Source organism: Enterobacter sp. Sphag1F, assembly GCF_014193275.1.
GTDB classification, from domain to species: Bacteria; Pseudomonadota; Gammaproteobacteria; order Enterobacterales; family Enterobacteriaceae; genus Pantoea; species Pantoea symbiotica.
The window spans coordinates 250,952-267,747 of sequence record NZ_JACHZD010000005.1 but is presented as its reverse complement, the minus strand read 5'-3'; the positions used below and the strand labels follow the sequence as shown (position 1 = coordinate 267,747).

At 55.7% G+C, this 16,796-nt stretch carries 16 protein-coding genes; 9 read left to right on the top strand and 7 right to left on the bottom strand.

Features of this window, described 5'->3' with window-relative positions; all coding sequences use genetic code 11:
- Window positions 1-48 precede the first annotated feature (48 nt).
- Window positions 49-990 carry a sugar phosphate isomerase/epimerase gene (locus FHW71_RS17305; RefSeq protein WP_179452419.1) on the bottom strand — a complete coding sequence of 314 codons (942 nt, stop codon included), beginning with the start codon at window positions 988-990 and terminating at the stop codon, window positions 49-51.
- 8 nt (window positions 991-998) lie between these two features.
- Window positions 999-2,177 (bottom strand): Gfo/Idh/MocA family oxidoreductase, encoded by a 1,179-nt coding sequence (locus FHW71_RS17300; protein ID WP_179452420.1) that lies wholly within the window; start codon window positions 2,175-2,177, stop codon window positions 999-1,001.
- A 405-nt stretch (window positions 2,178-2,582) separates the two neighbouring features.
- Between FHW71_RS17300 and FHW71_RS17295 the strand changes: the two genes are divergently transcribed.
- The 5 genes from FHW71_RS17295 (at window position 2,583) to FHW71_RS17275 (ending at window position 8,478) form a co-directional block, all read left to right on the top strand.
- Window positions 2,583-3,596: a LacI family DNA-binding transcriptional regulator gene (locus FHW71_RS17295; protein ID WP_179452421.1), complete on the top strand. Its 1,014-nt coding sequence runs from the start codon at window positions 2,583-2,585 to the stop codon at window positions 3,594-3,596.
- Between the two features lie 17 nt (window positions 3,597-3,613).
- Window positions 3,614-4,438, top strand: a complete 825-nt coding sequence (locus tag FHW71_RS17290; protein ID WP_179452422.1) for a sugar phosphate isomerase/epimerase family protein — start codon at window positions 3,614-3,616, stop codon at window positions 4,436-4,438.
- A gap of 207 nt (window positions 4,439-4,645) precedes the next feature.
- Entirely contained in the window at window positions 4,646-5,374 is a 729-nt protein-coding gene (locus FHW71_RS17285) for a gluconate 2-dehydrogenase subunit 3 family protein (protein ID WP_154156604.1), read from the top strand.
- Window positions 5,375-5,392: 18 nt separating this feature from the next.
- Window positions 5,393-7,162: a GMC family oxidoreductase gene (locus FHW71_RS17280; RefSeq protein WP_179452423.1), complete on the top strand. Its 1,770-nt coding sequence runs from the start codon at window positions 5,393-5,395 to the stop codon at window positions 7,160-7,162.
- A gap of 2 nt (window positions 7,163-7,164) precedes the next feature.
- Entirely contained in the window at window positions 7,165-8,478 is a 1,314-nt protein-coding gene (locus tag FHW71_RS17275) for a cytochrome c (RefSeq protein ID WP_179452424.1), read from the top strand.
- A 121-nt stretch (window positions 8,479-8,599) separates the two neighbouring features.
- Here FHW71_RS17275 and FHW71_RS17270 read toward each other — a convergent pair whose 3' ends face one another.
- On the bottom strand, window positions 8,600-9,064 hold the full coding sequence (locus tag FHW71_RS17270; RefSeq protein WP_179452425.1) for a heme-degrading domain-containing protein: 465 nt from the start codon (window positions 9,062-9,064) through the stop codon (window positions 8,600-8,602).
- 82 nt (window positions 9,065-9,146) lie between these two features.
- Window positions 9,147-9,497 carry a cupin domain-containing protein gene (locus tag FHW71_RS17265; protein WP_179452426.1) on the bottom strand — a complete coding sequence of 117 codons (351 nt, stop codon included), beginning with the start codon at window positions 9,495-9,497 and terminating at the stop codon, window positions 9,147-9,149.
- A 238-nt stretch (window positions 9,498-9,735) separates the two neighbouring features.
- Between FHW71_RS17265 and glsB the strand changes: the two genes are divergently transcribed.
- From glsB to FHW71_RS17250, 3 genes are all read left to right on the top strand, one after another.
- Window positions 9,736-10,659, top strand: coding sequence for a glutaminase B (gene glsB / locus FHW71_RS17260; RefSeq protein ID WP_175501710.1), 924 nt, complete (start codon window positions 9,736-9,738; stop codon window positions 10,657-10,659).
- A 346-nt stretch (window positions 10,660-11,005) separates the two neighbouring features.
- On the top strand, window positions 11,006-11,422 hold the full coding sequence (locus FHW71_RS17255) for a DUF2946 domain-containing protein (RefSeq protein ID WP_179452427.1): 417 nt from the start codon (window positions 11,006-11,008) through the stop codon (window positions 11,420-11,422).
- Between the two features lie 72 nt (window positions 11,423-11,494).
- Window positions 11,495-13,231 carry a DUF2534 family protein gene (locus FHW71_RS17250; RefSeq protein WP_179452428.1) on the top strand — a complete coding sequence of 579 codons (1,737 nt, stop codon included), beginning with the start codon at window positions 11,495-11,497 and terminating at the stop codon, window positions 13,229-13,231.
- Window positions 13,232-13,279: 48 nt separating this feature from the next.
- Here the strand turns inward: FHW71_RS17250 and FHW71_RS17245 are convergent, their stop codons facing one another.
- The 3 genes from FHW71_RS17245 to FHW71_RS17235 form a co-directional block, all read right to left on the bottom strand.
- Window positions 13,280-14,296 carry an NAD(P)-dependent alcohol dehydrogenase gene (locus FHW71_RS17245; RefSeq protein ID WP_179452429.1) on the bottom strand — a complete coding sequence of 339 codons (1,017 nt, stop codon included), beginning with the start codon at window positions 14,294-14,296 and terminating at the stop codon, window positions 13,280-13,282.
- Between the two features lie 151 nt (window positions 14,297-14,447).
- Window positions 14,448-15,464, bottom strand: a complete 1,017-nt coding sequence (locus FHW71_RS17240) for an NAD(P)-dependent alcohol dehydrogenase (RefSeq protein ID WP_008108001.1) — start codon at window positions 15,462-15,464, stop codon at window positions 14,448-14,450.
- A gap of 122 nt (window positions 15,465-15,586) precedes the next feature.
- The gene (locus FHW71_RS17235; protein ID WP_008107999.1) at window positions 15,587-15,856 is read right to left on the bottom strand and encodes a hypothetical protein; all 270 of its coding nucleotides are present in this window, start codon (window positions 15,854-15,856) and stop codon (window positions 15,587-15,589) included.
- Between the two features lie 279 nt (window positions 15,857-16,135).
- On the opposite strand from FHW71_RS17235, the gene FHW71_RS17230 reads away from it, so the two are divergent.
- Window positions 16,136-16,696, top strand: coding sequence for a hypothetical protein (locus tag FHW71_RS17230; RefSeq protein WP_008107996.1), 561 nt, complete (start codon window positions 16,136-16,138; stop codon window positions 16,694-16,696).
- The last annotated feature ends 100 nt before the right edge of the window (window positions 16,697-16,796 follow it).

Sequence of the window (16,796 nt, the reverse complement as noted above, 5' to 3'; positions counted from 1 at the left end):
GCTCGATGTACAGAACACGGCGAGCGGTTGCCCGCCGTGGATTTGACATTACTGGCTAATGGTTTGCTTAAGCGCCGCAATCGAGGAGGTCACGCCCGCTTCCACCGACATGGTGAGATCTTCCATTTCCAGCGATACCCAATCGTTGTAGCCCATCATGCGTACTACCGAGAAAAACTCTTTCCACCACTGCAGATCCTGGCCACAACCGACGGCAACATAGTTCCACGCGCGATTGGCGACATCTTCCACCGGCTTGGTTTCCAGCAGACCGTTGATGTCCACCAGCCCGCGCTCCAGACGCACATCTTTGCCGTGGCAGTGATGAATCGCCGGGCCAAGCGCGCGCGCGGCGGCAATCGGGTCCGCGCCCATCCACAGCAGATGGCTGGGATCAAGGTTCAGGCCGACCATATCACCGACCGCGTCGCGCAGGCGGAACAAGGTTTCCGGATTCCACACCAGCATCGAACTGAAATTCTCCAGCGCAAACTTCTCCACGCCGCTGTTTTTGGCGCGCTGCACCAGCCCTTGCCAGTAAGGGATCGCCACTTCATTCCACTGATAATCGAGGCAGTTTTTCAGCGTCGGCGGCCAGCTCACGGTGTAAGTGATCCAGTTTGGAATGGTGTCGTGCGGGCTGGCAGGCGGCAGGCCGCTCATCATCACGATTTTTTTCACGCCCATTTCACCGGCCAGTGCCAGCGCGTTTTCAGTATCGCGCTTGTGCTTGTTGCCCAGTTCACCCGGATCGAGCGGATTACCCGACACGTTCAGCGCCGCAATCGACATGCCGCGACTCTCCAGCGCTTGCAGCAGCTGTTGACGCTGCGTGGCACTCGCCAGCAATTCTTCGGTACGCAGATGCGGTGCCGGTGACCAGCCGCCGGTCGTCATCTCAACACCGTACACACCCAGTTCCAGCAATTTATCCAGCATCTGTTCAAACGGCAGATGACCGAGGCTATCGGTACAAAACGAAAGTTTCATGGCAATCCTTATTCGTAGTTAACCCAGCTCGCGCCGTTGTCCGCAGAACGCACGCAGTTTTCAATCCAGCGCACACCTTCAATCCCGGCGTTGATATCGGGATAGATCAGGTTATGGAGGGTTTTTTGGTCGCCCTGTTGAGTAGCGTGAATGGCGATGGCAAATTTCAGATAGATGTTGGCCCAGGATTCCGCCAGACCTTCAGTATGCAGCGCGCCCAAACGTTCATCCGCAAGAGCGCTTTCATGCAGATACGGCATGCCGTGATGCATGATCTGATTCGGTTGGCCCTGCACTTCATATTTCAACTCGCCAGGGTTGTAGTCGCTCCACTCCAGACTAGCGCGTGAACCAATCACGCGAATGCTTTGGCTGTCCATCGAACCGGCATTAATGGATGAGGCCCACATGCGCCCTACTGCACCATTGTCGTAATGCATCAGCACCATGGCGTTATCTTCCAGCGGTGCGCGCGACGGAATAAAGCTCTGGCGATCGCACAGCAGTGATTTCACTTTCAGCTCTGGCAGCACCAGCTGTGAGATGTAGAAGGTGTGCGTAGAGATATCGCCGAGCACAAACGACGGACCGGCAATCTTAGGATCGACGCGCCATTTTTGCGCTTCGCTGAATTTGTCGGCGCTGTCATTGGCGCTGAAGCCGTGGGTGTATTGCAGCTCCACCATGCGCACATCACCAATTTCGCCATTGGCGATCATCGCCCGCATCTGCATCAGCAGCGGATGGCCAGAGAAACCGTAAGTTACCCCGACAATCAGCCCTTTTGCCGCCGCGAGGTCTTTGATTTCCAGCGCTTCGGCGGTGGTGAAGAACAACGGTTTTTCACAAATCACGTGAATACCGGCATTCAGCGCCGCTTTGGTGATCTCGAAATGGGTGCCGTTTGGTGTGGCGATAGATACCACTTCAACGCCATCCTCACGCTTCGCCTCTTCGGCCAGCAGCTGCTGATAAGTGGCGTAGCAGCGATCCGCATCGAGTCCTAAGTTGACGCCGAAATCGCGACCGCGCTCGGCATCGATATCAAAGGCGCTGGCAACCATCTGATACGCCGTGTTATCACGCAGCGCACCACAACGATGTTTATAACCAACCTGGCTGAGACGACCGCCGCCGATCATGGCCCAGCGCAGTGGGCGTGGAATACTCTTTTCACCGATGAGCATAACAACTCCTGTTTATTTTGCACCCGAGTGCAAAATGGTTTGAGGTAAGATGTTGGGTATTGTTTTTCTGATATTTTACTTTTTGCTACCGGGTGCAAAATGAGCCACTCAGGTGAGCCTTTAATGATGTTTCTTGCGTTGTGGTGAGCAAAATGTCGGCGAAGACGACTTTTTAGTCAATCTGGCAAAGTGCAAATCAGCGAAAGCGATCACAAAAAGTTAATGAAATGCACCCGATTGCAAAAAACGTTGCAATCGGGTGCAAAGATCAAACATAATCGCAACATCATAAAAACAGGGTTAATTGTCGCGCTTTACGCCAAATGCGTGCGCTTAGGTGTTTATTTTCCGTTGGGTTTCACGTTCAATGCTGGGGGTCTCCGCTTTTTCCCCTATGCAGGTGCTATGAGTAAACCAACCGCAAAATCCCACAAAGCCACCGCCAGCGATGTGGCAAGACTGGCTGGCGTCTCGAAATGGACGGTGTCGCGTGCCTTTACGCCCGGCGCGTCCATTTCCGAGAAAGCGCGCGAACGCGTCATCGCCATTGCCACCGAATTAGGTTATCGCCCTAACCTGCTGGCGCGCAGCCTGTCGCAGAAAAAGACTCAGATTATTGGCGTGGTGATCGACGAGCTAAAAAATCCGCACTCGATGCTGATGCTCGACACCGTCACCCGCCAGCTGCAGCAGCGCGGCTACATGGCGCTGCTGCTGAATATTGGTAGCGGTGAAAACTACCGCGCGGTGCTGTCGCTGGCCGATCAGCTGCAGGTCGATGGCATGCTGTTTCTCGGCACGGTGCTGAGTGATGAACTGATCGCCGTGGCGCGTGAAATGCACCACATTCCGCTGGTGCAGGTGTGCCGTAACAACGACGAACCCGGCATTGAAGTGGTCAATGTCGATGGATTGCAGGCGGGCAAACAGCTGGGCGAACTGCTGCTGGCGCAAGGATATACGCGCATCGGTTACATGATGGGACCGGCCACCAGCAGCCATCACACGCTGCGTTTAGAGGGTTTGCAACTTGCGCTTAACCAAGCCGGCTTAGCGCTGGAAGTGCTGCTCACCGCCGGTGAATACGCCCGCGAACGCAGCTACGACGTGTTGACCGACTATCTCAACGCACAAGCGCCCGATCAGCGGGTAGAAGCGCTGTTTTGCGAAAACGATGTGCTGGCGCTCGGCGCGCTGGCGGCACTGCGCGAAGGTGCAGGCAACAAATTTATGGCGGTGGTGGGTTTCGATGACATCGACGAAGCCAGCTTGCCCGGCTGGCAGCTCACCACTTTCAGCCAACGTATTGATTTGATCGTCACTGAAGCCCTGAACCGGCTGATTGATGAACGTGCCACTCCGGGTGGCGTTTGGTCTCAGGGAGAATTGCGTATTCGACGCTCTCACCTGAAGCCGTGAGGTAACAAGGAGGAGAGATGAAGTTGTCGTTGCATGGCGTGTCTGTTTGGTACAGCAATGCCGTCACTCAGTTACGCATCGCCCATGAGACAGGCTTTAGTGGGCTGGAAATCCTGCCAGAACATCTGTATCGCTATCTGGAAAACGGTGGCAGCTATGCTGCCTACCGCGAGCTGATGGCGAAATACAGCGTCGATATTACCTGTATCAATGCGCTGAAACGCATTGGTCGCCATGAACCGCAAGCACGCGCTGAGCTGCTGCGCGAAGCGGAAAAAATCTGCCAGGCTGCGGTGGAACTGCGTTGCCCGGTAGTGCAAATCATGGCGCTGACCGAACTCGATCACCTTTCCGCAGCCGAACGTGATGCCATCCTGCTGGAGAATATCTCCGCCATCGCCGATATCGGCGCACCGCACGGTATCAAATTCCAGATTGAAGTCGTCGCCTTCACCGCGTTCAATTCGCTGCAACACGCGCTTGATCTGATTAAACAGAGCGGCAAAGACAACCTCGGCGTGGTGGTGGATTTCTGGCACCTGCATGCTGGCGGCGGCACCACGCCTGCCGAAGTGGCGCGCATGGATAAAGATCTGATTTACGGCGTGCATTTCTGCGATGGTCGCGCGGCCAAACCGGGCGAAGCCTGGGATGAGTGGGTACAACGCGACTATGCGCCGGGCGAAGGCGATGTCGATATTGCCGCCTGGGTGGCGGCGGTGAAAGCCACCGGCTACGACGGCGTTTGGTCGCCGGAACTATTAAGCCCGCAAAACTGGGAAGACGATCTGTGGGATATTTCCCGTCACTGCTATGAAGATATGAATAAATATATTCATTAACATAAAGAGGGCCCGATAAACGGGTTTCTTGCGAATACGGTCACCATAAATGGCGACCGTATATTAACCTACCTCTAAAAAAATAATAACGAACGCAGATTCGTCGCTAGCGCCTGCGCGCTATTTAGCGCGATGTCATTGCGTCTGAAATATCTGAACGTCGTGCTCTGTCAATATTCATGTCTTGAAGATTAAGGGATAAGAAGTATGAACCGAAGAGAAGCGCTCTTTTCGCTCAGTGGAATTGTGGCATCCCTCGCCGTCGCGCCGCAACTGCGGGCGAAAGAGCTGCACAATGTCCCGCTGGAAACCAAACTCAGCCCCGATCACCTGCCGCAACCCGCATGGCAAGACGGTTATCAGGTGCTCACTAATCCGCTGGATCGCCAGAATCTGGCCGCCATTTTTGATCGTCTGATCCCCGCCGATGACCTTGGCCCGTCCGCCAGTGAAGCAGGCGCAATCGAGTTCCTCGATAACCAGTTAGCCGGAGATTATGGCTCCGGCGCGGCGCTCTATTTGCAGGCGCCGCTGCATCCGGAAAATGAAGCGGCGTTGATGGGCAGCCCGCAATTTCTCACGCCACCGAAAGCGCGCTATTTAACCGGCTTAGCCGCGCTGGAAAAGTGGGCGCAGCAACAGCATCAGGCATCACTGCATACCTTATCAGCTCAGCAGATCGATACATTCCTGACAGCAATGGAAGACGGCAAGATCGATTTAGGAAAAGACGTGAATAGCCAGGCGCTGTTTGAATTAATGCTACAAAACGCGCGAGAAAGCTATTTAGCGGATCCGATTTATGGCGGAAATAAAAATATGGTGGGCTGGAAAATGATCGGTTTTCCTGGCGCACGTTATGACTATCGCCCTTATATCGAACGCCGCAACGAAAATCTGGCGCTTATTCCCGTCAGTCTGATTCCTAACGATTAAATAGCCGGAGTTGAGTTAATGTCATTAGTAAGAAATAAAGCTGACGTGGTCATCGTCGGCTTAGGTTGGGCCGGTTCGGTGATGGCGGAAGAGCTAACCCGCGCGGGACTCAACGTGGTCGCCATTGAGCGCGGAGCCTGGCGCGATACCTCGACCGATTTTCCGGTCGCTATTGATGCCGATGAACTGCGCTTCCACACGCGCCGCAAAATCCTGCAACCGATGAGCGTGGAAACCACCACTTTTCGCAACCACAGCGATCAGCTGGCGGCACCGGTGCGTAACTGGTCGGCGTTTCAGTTTGGCTGGAACGTGGGCGGTGCCGGCACGCACTGGGCGGGCATGTCATGGCGCTTTACGCCGTGGGATTTTGAGGTGGCGAAGCAAACCCGTGAACGCTACGGCGCGCAGAAGATGCAGGGTTTGCAACTGCAGGATTGGGGCGTGACCTACGACGAAATGGCACCGTTCTACGATCGCTTCGAGCGTATTGCGGGCACTTCCGGCATCGCGGGCAATCTCAACGGCCAGCCGCAAGCAGGCGGCAATATCTTTGAAGGCCCGCGTTCGCGTGACTATCCTACCCCGCCGCTGAAAGATACGCATTGGATGAGCAAGTACCGCAAAACCACCGAGAGCATGGGATATCATCCGTTCACGGTGCCTGCCGGTAACCTGTCGCAAGCCTATGTGAATCCGCTCGGCGTCAGCATGGGTCCGTGTACGTATTGCGGCTTCTGCGACTTCCACGGCTGCGGCAACTTCTCCAAATCATCGCCGCAAGCCTGCATTCTGCCGGTGCTGATGCGCCGTCCAAACTTCACGCTGCTGACCGAAACTGAAGTGCTGCACGCCGTGAAGCATGACGACGGTAAAACAGTAAAAGGCGTGAAATTCATTACCCAGGATGGCGTGGAAGGTTTCCAGCCGGCGGATATTGTCTGCATCACCGCTTATCAGATGGATAACGTGCGCCTGATGCTGCTCTCCGGCGTGGGCGAGCAATACAATCCGCTGACCGGTCGCGGCACCATTGGCCGTAACTACAACTATCAAACCTGCTCCAGCGTCACCGGTTTCTTTGATAACGAATACATGAATCCGTTCATCGGCGGCGGCGCATTGGCGGTGCAGATTGATGACTTCAACGGCGATAACTTCGACCACAGCGATCTCGATTTCATCGGCGGCGCGGGCATTATGGGCTTCTCCACCAACGGCCGTCCGATTCAGAACATGAACGGCCTGCGTCCGGGCACCAAACGCTGGGGCAGCGAGTGGAAAGCGGGCTACAAGCGCGATTACCAAACCGCCGGCACCATCTTCTGCCAGGGTACCTCGATGCCGATGCGCGAAGCCTATCTCGATCTCGATCCCAACTACAAAGACCGTCACGGCCAGCCGCTGATCCGCACCACGTTCGACTGGAACCAGAACGATGTGCGCATGGCGAAGTACGTCACCGATCGCGCCATCAACATCATGAAAGAGACCGGCGGCCAGCATATCGTAGTGGATAACCAGGCGGAGAAGAGCTGGAATCCTTACCAGCAGCACAGCTCGCATACCATTGGTGGCGCAGTGATGGGCGCCGATCCCAGCACCTCGGCGCTTAATCCGTATCTGCAAAGCTGGGATGCGCACAACCTGTTTGTGGTCGGTGCATCCGCCTTCCCTAACAACGGAGGTTATAACCCCACCATCACCATTGGTGCGCTGGCGGTGCGCGCCGCGCAGGCGATCCACCAGAAGTACATCAATAATCCGGCACCGCTGGTGGGGGCGTAATCATGGTGAAAGCAAAGAAAATTACCTACACGCTCGCCGCGCTGGCGGTAATTGCGGGCATCGCGGCGTCGGGCCGTTTGTGGGTGGTGTTAGACAGCGCGCGCTCCAACGTTGCCGACGACAAGGTGCAGCTGGCCGATTTCCATAGCAACGACGATGCCGCCATCAAACGCGGTGAGTACGTGATGCGCCTCGCCGACTGCGCCGCCTGTCATAATGCGGACTTCTCCGGCGGCTACAAAATCGATACGCCCTTTGGCGCGTTGCAGACCTCGAACATATCGCCGGATCGTGAAACCGGCATCGGTAACATGACCGAGCGCGATTTCTTCAACGCGGTGCGTCAGGGACGCGGCGAACACGGCTTCCTTTATCCAGCGATGCCGTACACCGCTTACACCCAAATGAGCGATGGCGATATGCACGATCTTTGGGCCTACTTCTCGGCGCAAAAACCGGTGCACAACGCCATCGATGAAAATGCGGGCATGAATTTCCCGTATAACATTCGTCTGGCGATGGCGGGCTGGAACCTGTTGTTCTTCGATAACAACGCGTTCAAGCCGCAAACTGCGCAGAATGACGAGTGGAATCGCGGCAAATACATCGTTGATGGTCCGGCGCACTGTAGCGTTTGTCACACCGCGCGCAACGCGCTGGGCGGCGAAATCAGCAGCCAGTATCTGCAAGGCGGCAATCTGGGAAGCTGGTACGCGCCGGATATCACGCCGAATCCTCACGCTGGCATTGGCAAGTGGAGCGATGAGCAGATCGCTGACTACCTGAAAACCGGCTCTAACGGCGAAAGCGTGGCGGCGGGCCCAATGGCGGAAGCGGTTGAGCACTCCACGCAGTACTTTAACGAACGCGATTTGCACTCTATCGCCACTTATCTGCGCAGCTTACCGGCCTCTTCCACGCCGAAATCCGCCGGATTTGTGATGGATAAAGCGCGCCACGATCAGGCTGCATTACGCTATGAAGTGGATTGCTCCGCGTGTCACGGTTTATCGGGCGAAGGTATCACTGGCATGGTGCCCGCCTTTGCTGGCAATGGCGCGATGCAGAACGATCCCACCAACATGATCCACGCGCTGCTGGACGGTGCCCGCGCGCCGCACACCGAAGGTCGCCCAACGTCCGCAGGCATGCCAGCATTTTCCTGGAAACTTAACGATCAGGAGATGGCGGATGTGCTGAACTACGTGAGGAATTCGTGGGGAAATCAGGCTGCAGAAGTGAAGGCCAGCCAGGTCGCCGATCTGCGCAAAGTCACCGGCGCAGGCGATAAGCTGAAAGTCCCGGCAATGGAATAGCGTTTGTTCACCGTAGGGTCGCCATTTATGGCGACCTAATCCCAGGTGCGCATGAATGCGCACCCTACGAAATCCCTGTAGGGTCGCCATTCATGGCGACCCTTTTTACAGTTATTCTGGATCAACGCAGCAGCTGAGCAATCCCCCACAACGCCAACGCATGATCGTCTTCGGAAGGTAAACCGCTGATGGTGACTGCGCCGATGATCGCGCCCTGAGAAGTGAGCAGCGGGAAGGAACCACCGTGATCGGTGTAATCTTCCTGGCGAGTGTAACCCTGCTGCGCCATCCGCTCGCCTTTCTGCTCATTGAAAAGCCCCACATACAGAGATGAATGACCGGTCAGCAGCACGGTATTGCGCTTGCGACGCATCCATTCCAGATTTTCTGGGGCGGATCCTGGCAACGCAGCCAAAAACAGCACCTGTCCAAAAGCATAGACTTCGATAGCCACAGGCGCATTGTCTTCACGGGCGCGCTGCTGAATGCTTTGCCCAATTTGCCACGCTAAATCGAAATCAAACTGCGGTAAACGATGCTCAGCTTCCTGCTGCAACAGGGTTTCAAGGGACGGCAGCGATGACATGATAGGAACCTCTCAATTTGAAATAAATTTTCCATATTTTATAACATGGAAGATATTTTTCGCATGTGATGAGCTTCTCAGTTCAGATTTCGCTAACCGGAATCGCGCCATAATGCACCGCGAGCCACACCGTCGGGGCGCTGCTGTCCGTCCAGTTGACGCGATGGCGGCAGCCTGCGGGAATGTCCACAAAATCGCCGACCCGCAAGATACGCTCCTGCGCTTCCTCTTCCAGTTGCAATCCTGCCGATCCTTGTAAAACCATCACCCATTCACCTTGCGTCTGGCAGTACCAGAAATCCGGCGGACTGGCTTGCCCGGTGGAAACGATGCGTTCGATATGCAGATTGGGCTGCGTCAGCAGCGCTTCGAACGTCTCTGCGCTGCCGTTCTGTGCGGCGGCGGGAAAATCGCGAAACAGGTTGGTTATCATCGCGCGGGCTCGACATTTGATGAAATCAGCTCGCACTGTAACGCAGGCTTCACCCAGAAGGCTCACAGAATTTCGCGCCGCCGATTGACGCGCTGCACGCAAATCACCATCATCCTGGCCACGAATATCCAGACTTGTCAGAGACGTGCGGGTAGATCGCCAGGAATGGCGCCCCTACGAATGCCCGGCGTCAATTTTCGTAGGGTGCGCATTCATGCGCACCAGCAGGAGCGTGAAGGTGTCGGAACTCAGTAATGCATTGCTTGAAGAGATTGTCAGCGAAGTTCGCCCACTCACCCAACAAGGAAAAGTGGCGGATTATATTCCGGCGCTGGCCGACGTGGATGCCGATCAGCTCGGCATCGCCATTTGCACGCCCGACGGACGCTGTTTTCAGGCGGGCGATGCCGCAACGCGCTTCTCTATTCAGTCGATCTCCAAAGTGCTGTCGCTCAGCGTGGCGCTGACCTTGTATGAGGATGGCGAAATCTGGCAACGCGTCGGCAAAGAGCCGTCCGGCCAGGCGTTTAATTCGCTGGTGCAGTTGGAGCTGGAACAAGGAAAACCGCGCAATCCATTTATCAATGCCGGTGCGCTGGTGATGTGCGATCTGCTGGAGAGCCGCCTGACAGCACCGCGTCAGCGCATGCTGGAAATTGTGCGTCGTCTGGCGCAGCAAAATGACATCAACTACGACCGCGTCGTCGCGCGCTCCGAATACGAACATTCGGCACGCAATGCCGCGATTGCCTGGCTGATGAAATCCTTCGGCAACTTCCATAATGATGTCAGCAAAGTGATGGAAACCTATTTCCACTACTGCTCGTTAGCGATGAGTTGTGAAGAACTGGCGCGCACCTTTCTCTATCTCGCCAATCAGGGCCGCACACAGGATGATGAATCAGCGGTGATCTCGCCGCGCCAGGCACGTCAGGTGAACGCGTTAATGATGACCAGCGGCATGTACGATGGTGCCGGAGAATTCGCATGGCGCGTGGGGATGCCGGCGAAGTCGGGCGTCGGCGGCGGCATTGTCGCGGTGATCCCCGGCGACATGAGTATCGCAGTCTGGTCGCCCGCGCTGGATCATTCGGGTAACTCCTTAGCAGGCACTGCGCTGCTGGAGAAACTCACCGAGCGACTGGGAAGATCGATTTTTTAAGGCGTCTTCAATCACCGTACAAGCCGTAGCGGCACAATTTATTGTGCGCTTTGTATCCAGGTGCGCATGAATGCGCACCCTACGGGTTTTTGTAGGGTCGCCATTCATGGCGACCGACCCACGTTAACGTGCATCACGTAATAAGCGCGCCCATTCACTCCTACACCTGGCCCTAATGTTTCCACTCTGTTTTTAACAGGTTGCATTAACGTTAACAGCCGCATCTCTTTAAGTGATTATTTTCAAAAGGTGCGAATTTTTCCTTAAATAACCTCTATTTTTTTAACCCACCATCGGCATTCGCGTTACACTTCCGCCTCATTTACGGAATCATCCACTAGCAACCATGACGTTTACACATCACTTTCGCCAGCGTTTCACTGCCTGCGTCGCCATTGTGGCGGTGCTGCTGCTGTTCGTCGCGCCGATTGTGTCGAAAACGCTTATGGAGCGTCAAAGCCAGCTGCTGGCGATGCCGCAGCACAGCATGATGGATAGCTCAATGAGCCATCATGAAATGATGATGGCGGATATGCCGATGCCCGGCATGAGCCATCACATGATGGACGACGGCGAGTTTGCCTGCGGCTATTGTGATCTGCTGGTGCATGTCCCGCTTTTGATGTGGGTGTTTATTCCGTTCATCTGGCTGATCATGGTGATCTCGCGCGCCCCGCCGCTGCCCCGCGTGGTTGCGCCGATTGTGCGTCGCTTTAGCAGCATTCATCGTCCGCGCGCCCCGCCTGCAACGCTTTCCTGCTGATCCCATTTATTGCAGCGCACGCTCAGCTTGAGCGATGTGCTAAGACAATTTCTTTTTGGAAGGAAGACGGCTTTGTCTGCTGCTCACTCTGCAGCACCGCGCGGCGCGGTGCTTAATTTGCTACGTCGCTTACATTTTTATATTGGTCTGTTTGTCGCCCCGTTCATCTTCGTTGCGGCGCTCAGCGGCACGCTTTACGTGTTGACGCCCCAGTTGGAAAACCTGATTTATGCCGATGCGCTAACTGCTGAACCACTTGGCAACGCGCAGCCGCTGTCAGCACAAATCAGCGCGGCCCGCGCTTATGCGGGCGAGAATCAGCATATCTACGCGGTGCGTCCTGCGCCGGGCGCAACGGATACCACGCGCGTGCAGTTCAGCGATTCCACGCTCGGTGCATCGCTGTCGCGCGCGGTGTTTATCGATCCTCATAGCCTGAAAGTGAAAGGCGATATGCCGGTTTACGGCACCAGCGGCGTGCTGCCGCTGCGCACCACCATCGACTTGCTGCACAGCAGCCTGCTGCTCGGCGATTTCGGTCGCAACTACAGCGAGCTGGCGGCGTCCTGGCTGTGGGTAGCCGCGCTGGGCGGCGTGGTGCTGTGGCTGGGAACGCGTCCGAAACGTAAGCTAAAACAGCCACGCAGCGGTTTCGCCTTCAGCCGCCACTGGCACGTTACACTCGGTCTGACGCTGGCAATCGGTTTGGTGTTCTTCTCGGTGACCGGCCTGACGTGGTCGCAATGGGCGGGCGGCAATATCGATCGCATGCGTACTGAACTGAACTGGTTGACGCCACAGGTGAATACCTCGCTCAACAGCGATACACTTGCTGCACCGGCCGATCCACATGCCGAGCATAAGGCGGATATGGATATGTCGGGCATGAGCATGCCGATGTCGTCGATGACTAAACCGGTAGCGGCGCCCGCCAAACCGGTGCGTAATAACGCCGCCGATGCCGACTGGGATCGCGTGCTGCATGCGGCGCGTCAGGATGGACTGAGCGCGGCGAAGCTCGAACTGCGTCAGCCGAAAAGCGCCGACAAAGCGTGGGCGGTAACGGAAATCGATCGCAGCTGGCCAACGCACGTGGATGCGGTGTCGGTGAATCCGCAGGACTTTAGCGTGGTGGATCACGTCTACTTTGCCAGTTTCCCGCTGGTGGCGAAGCTCACGCGCTGGGGCGTTGATGCGCATATGGGCGTGCTGTTTGGTTTGCCTAATCAGCTGCTGCTGGCGTTCTTTGGCCTCGGTTTGTGCAGCATGATTGTGCTCGGTTATCGCATGTGGTGGATTCGCCGGCCAAAAGATGTGGAAGCGAATCCGGCACAAACTCTTACCGAAACCTGGATGGCGTTGCCGCATTACGCTAAAGGTGCCTGGTTAATGTTGGCGCTGGCGCTGGGTTATGCGCTGCCGGTGATGGGTGCGAGTTTGCTAGCATTCCTGCTGCTGGACATCCTGCGCTGGCGCAAACAGCAACGCGCCCCGCTCGATGAAGCGGCGCTGCTGGCCTCACAGCAATCTCCGCTGGGCATCATTCGCGCGCGATTTGCCGTGAAGCGTAAAGAGATGCGCTACTTCCTGCGCGGTTTGTTCATCCTGGCGCTGATTGTCGGCACGGTGATGAGCAATGCGATTATCGGCGGCGTTATCGATCAATATGGCATTCCGTTCAGCCACTGGTCGCTGACCATGTACATCACGCAGGGCTTTATGATTGCGTTGTATACCACGGTGTTTACCGCACTGACGTCAATTCCGCTGTGGTATTTCTTCCTCGGCGAAAAGGATGACCGAGGCTGATTTCGTAGGGTCGCCATTCATGGCGACCTTATTACCAACCGCACCGTGTTAAAAATCCGCCTTCAACACCACGCGATAGTTCGCTTTCCCGGCACGCAGATGTTCCAGCGCTTCATTCACCTGCGACATCGGGAACGCTTCCACTTGCGGCGCGATATCACTTCGCGACGCCAGCTTCAGCAACGCCCGCAATTGGCCCGGTGAACCGGTTGACGATCCGGTTAACGCGCGGTCGCCAACAATCAAGCTAAACGCCGGCACTTCAAACGGCTTCATTACCGCGCCCACAGTATGGAACGCGCCACGGCGCGCCAGCGCCTGATAGTACGGCTTCCAGTCCAGATCCACCGCCACGGTGCTGATGATTAGATCAAACTGCCCGGCCAGCGCGCTCAGCGCCTGCGGATCACGGCTGTTCACCACCCGATCAGCACCCATCGCTTTAATCGAATCGGTTTTCGCGGCTGAAGAACTGAATGCGGTGACGTGCGCGCCCATCGCCCGCAGCAGTTTGATCGCCATATGGCCTAAACCACCAATGCCGATCACGCCAACGCGGCTGGTGGCGGAGATATTGTGCATTAACAGCGGTTTAAACACCGTAATGCCGCCACAGAGTAACGGCCCGGCGGTGGCAATATCCAACGCGTCCGGCAGTGGAATCACCCATTGCCAGTTAGCGCGCAGTTGGCTGGCAAATCCGCCGTGATTATTGATGGTGGAGGTTTTACCGTTTTCGCAGTTCACCTGATCGCCTTCGATACAGGCATCGCAGTGCTGGCAGCTTTTCGCCGTCCAGCCAATGCCCACGCGCTGGCCGATGTGCAGCCCTTTGTTTTGCGCCGCATCACCCAAAGCCACCACGCGGCCAATCACTTCGTGACCCGCAATCAGCGGATAGCGTGAACCGCCCCATTCGTTATCGATCATCGACAAATCAGAATGGCAGACGCCGCAATAATCCACCGCGACCTGCACATCTTCAGCGGCCAGTGGACCGGCATCATATTCGTAAGGCACCAGCGCCTCACCCGCTTGCAGAGCGGCATAGCTGGAAATTTTCATTGCTGTCCTCGATTTGGATTGGCTGACAGCAGTTTATCAAAGCGATGCGTAATTATATGCCGAACAATCAGGGGATTAAGATAGTGAATGCTGTTTGGGAGGGAGGTGCGATAGGTAAATCGGTGCGCATTATTGCGCACCGAACAACGTATTAAAAATCTGCTTTCAATACCACGCGGTAATTGGCTTTACCGGCGCGCACATGGTCCAGCGCTTCGTTGATTTTGGACATCGGGAACTCTTCCACCTGCGGGGCGATATCCGCACGTGATGCCAGTTTCATCAGGGAACGCAACTGGCCTGGTGAACCGGTAGAGGAACCGGTCACCGCGCGATCGCCCATAATCAGGCTGAACGCCGGTACTTCAAACGGCTTCATCACCGCGCCGACGGTGTGGAATTTACCGTGCGGCGCCAGCGCCTGGAAGTACGGCGCCCAGTCGAGATCGACTGCTACCGTGCTGATGATCAAATCAAACTGCCCAGCCAGCGCATTCAGCGCCTGCGGGTCGCGGCTGTTAACCACGCGGTCCGCGCCCATCGCTTTGATCGACTCGGTTTTGCTGGCGTTGGAGCTGAATGCCGTCACTTCTGCACCCATTGCACGCAGCAATTTAATCGCCATGTGGCCCAGGCCGCCGATACCGATCACGCCGACGCGGCTGGTTGCTGTGACATGATGCATCAACAGCGGTTTAAACACGGTGATGCCGCCACACAGCAGCGGACCGGCCGAAGTGTAATCCATCGCTTCCGGCAGCGGGATCACCCATTGCCAGTCGGCGCGCAGATGGCTGGCAAAACCGCCTTTGTTCATGATGGTTGGCACCGAACCGTTTTCACAGTTGACGTGCTCGCCATTGATACAGGCATTACAGTGCTGGCAGCTTTTCGCCGTCCAGCCGATGCCCACGCGCTGGCCCACTTTCAAGCCTTTGTTTTGCGCCGCATCGCCTAAGGCGCTGATGCGACCAATCACTTCGTGGCCGGCAATCACCGGGAACGAGGAGATGCCCCACTCGTTATCAATCATCGACAAATCTGAGTGACAAACACCGCAGTAATCGACCTCAACCTGCACCTCTTCAGCAGCCAGTTCACCAGCTTCGTACTCGTGAGGCACCAGCGCTTCACCCGCGTTCAAGGCGGCATAACTTTTGATTTTCATTACTGTCCTCTGTATCCAGGTTTTTGACAGGGCAAGTCTAGCAGAGCCTGTTTCCCGCTCTTGACCATAAATCCGTCACTTAGCCGCTTTAACGCGTTTAAACTGCTGAAAAGCATCAAGGGTTAAAGCGGATCGTGATTAATCGGCGTGCGATAGGCGACGCGCGCCTCTTCAATTAGTTGGCTGGCGGTCACCGTCGGCGGCAAGCGCGTCAGCACTCTGCTCGCTTGCCAGTAACACAACACCATTAATTCATCGGATTCGCTCTCCGCCATCTCCAGCAGCCGCTCGCGCAGAGTGGGAACGTCCAGCGTTTGATGTTCGTCCATTAACTCAGCAATGGTTTCGTTGAGAACCTGATGAATGATTTTCCAGGAGAGATTGGCAAACACATTGAACCTCGATGCTCTTAACGTTTGGCTCCAGGCAAATGAACTAAAAATGCTACAAGCAAGAAGATTGAAACAGGATTAACTATAGCCGCTTATTTTCTGTGCAAAGCCGCTGCGAGCCGAGTTTCTTGTAGCTCGCGGATCTATAAAACGATTTTCTTTCGCCACATTTGCAGCAATCGAATGGCTTTGTAACAAAAAAGCACAAGCCCGCGCTGGCTGTCAGCGCAGCGCTTTGCCAAAGTAAGGCAACTTTTATCGCTGCAACAGGGAATTACCATGAGCCAATCCACCGCATTACACGCCGATCCGCTGGTTTGGGGCCACGGCCCGAAAGTGTTTGAAGTATTTCTGGAACCGACCTGCCCGTTCTCCGTGCGCGCATTCAATAAGCTCGACGCGCTGCTGCAATTAGTGGGTGAAGAGAAGATGACGTTAAAAATCCGTTTGCAATCACAGCCTTGGCATATGTATTCCGGCGTGATTGTGCGCTACATCCTTGCCGCCTCAACCTTGCCTGAAGGCAAAGCAGCAGCTAAAAAGGTGCTGCAAGCGGTGGCGGATCATCGTGAAGAGTTTGAGTTTACCGATCACAGCCACGGCCCGAATATGGATGCCACGCCGAATCAGATTCTCGATCGACTGGAGCAGTACAGCGGCGTTAACGCGCGCGAACCATTCCTGCGTGCCGAGCTGCAGAATGAGATTAAATGGCACAGCAAATATTCGCGGCAAAATGGCATCCACGTTTCACCAACCTTCATCACCAATGGGTTAGTGCAGTTGGATATCGGCAGCGGAGACGAGATTGAATCCTGGGCCAAACGCATCCTTGCTTAAGCGCGTCGGCCCGTTGCGGCGGGCCTTTGGTATGATTTCGCAATAGATTTTCGCTTGCACTGCTTGCCTCAATTCCGATAATCGCTATCTACCTAATTAT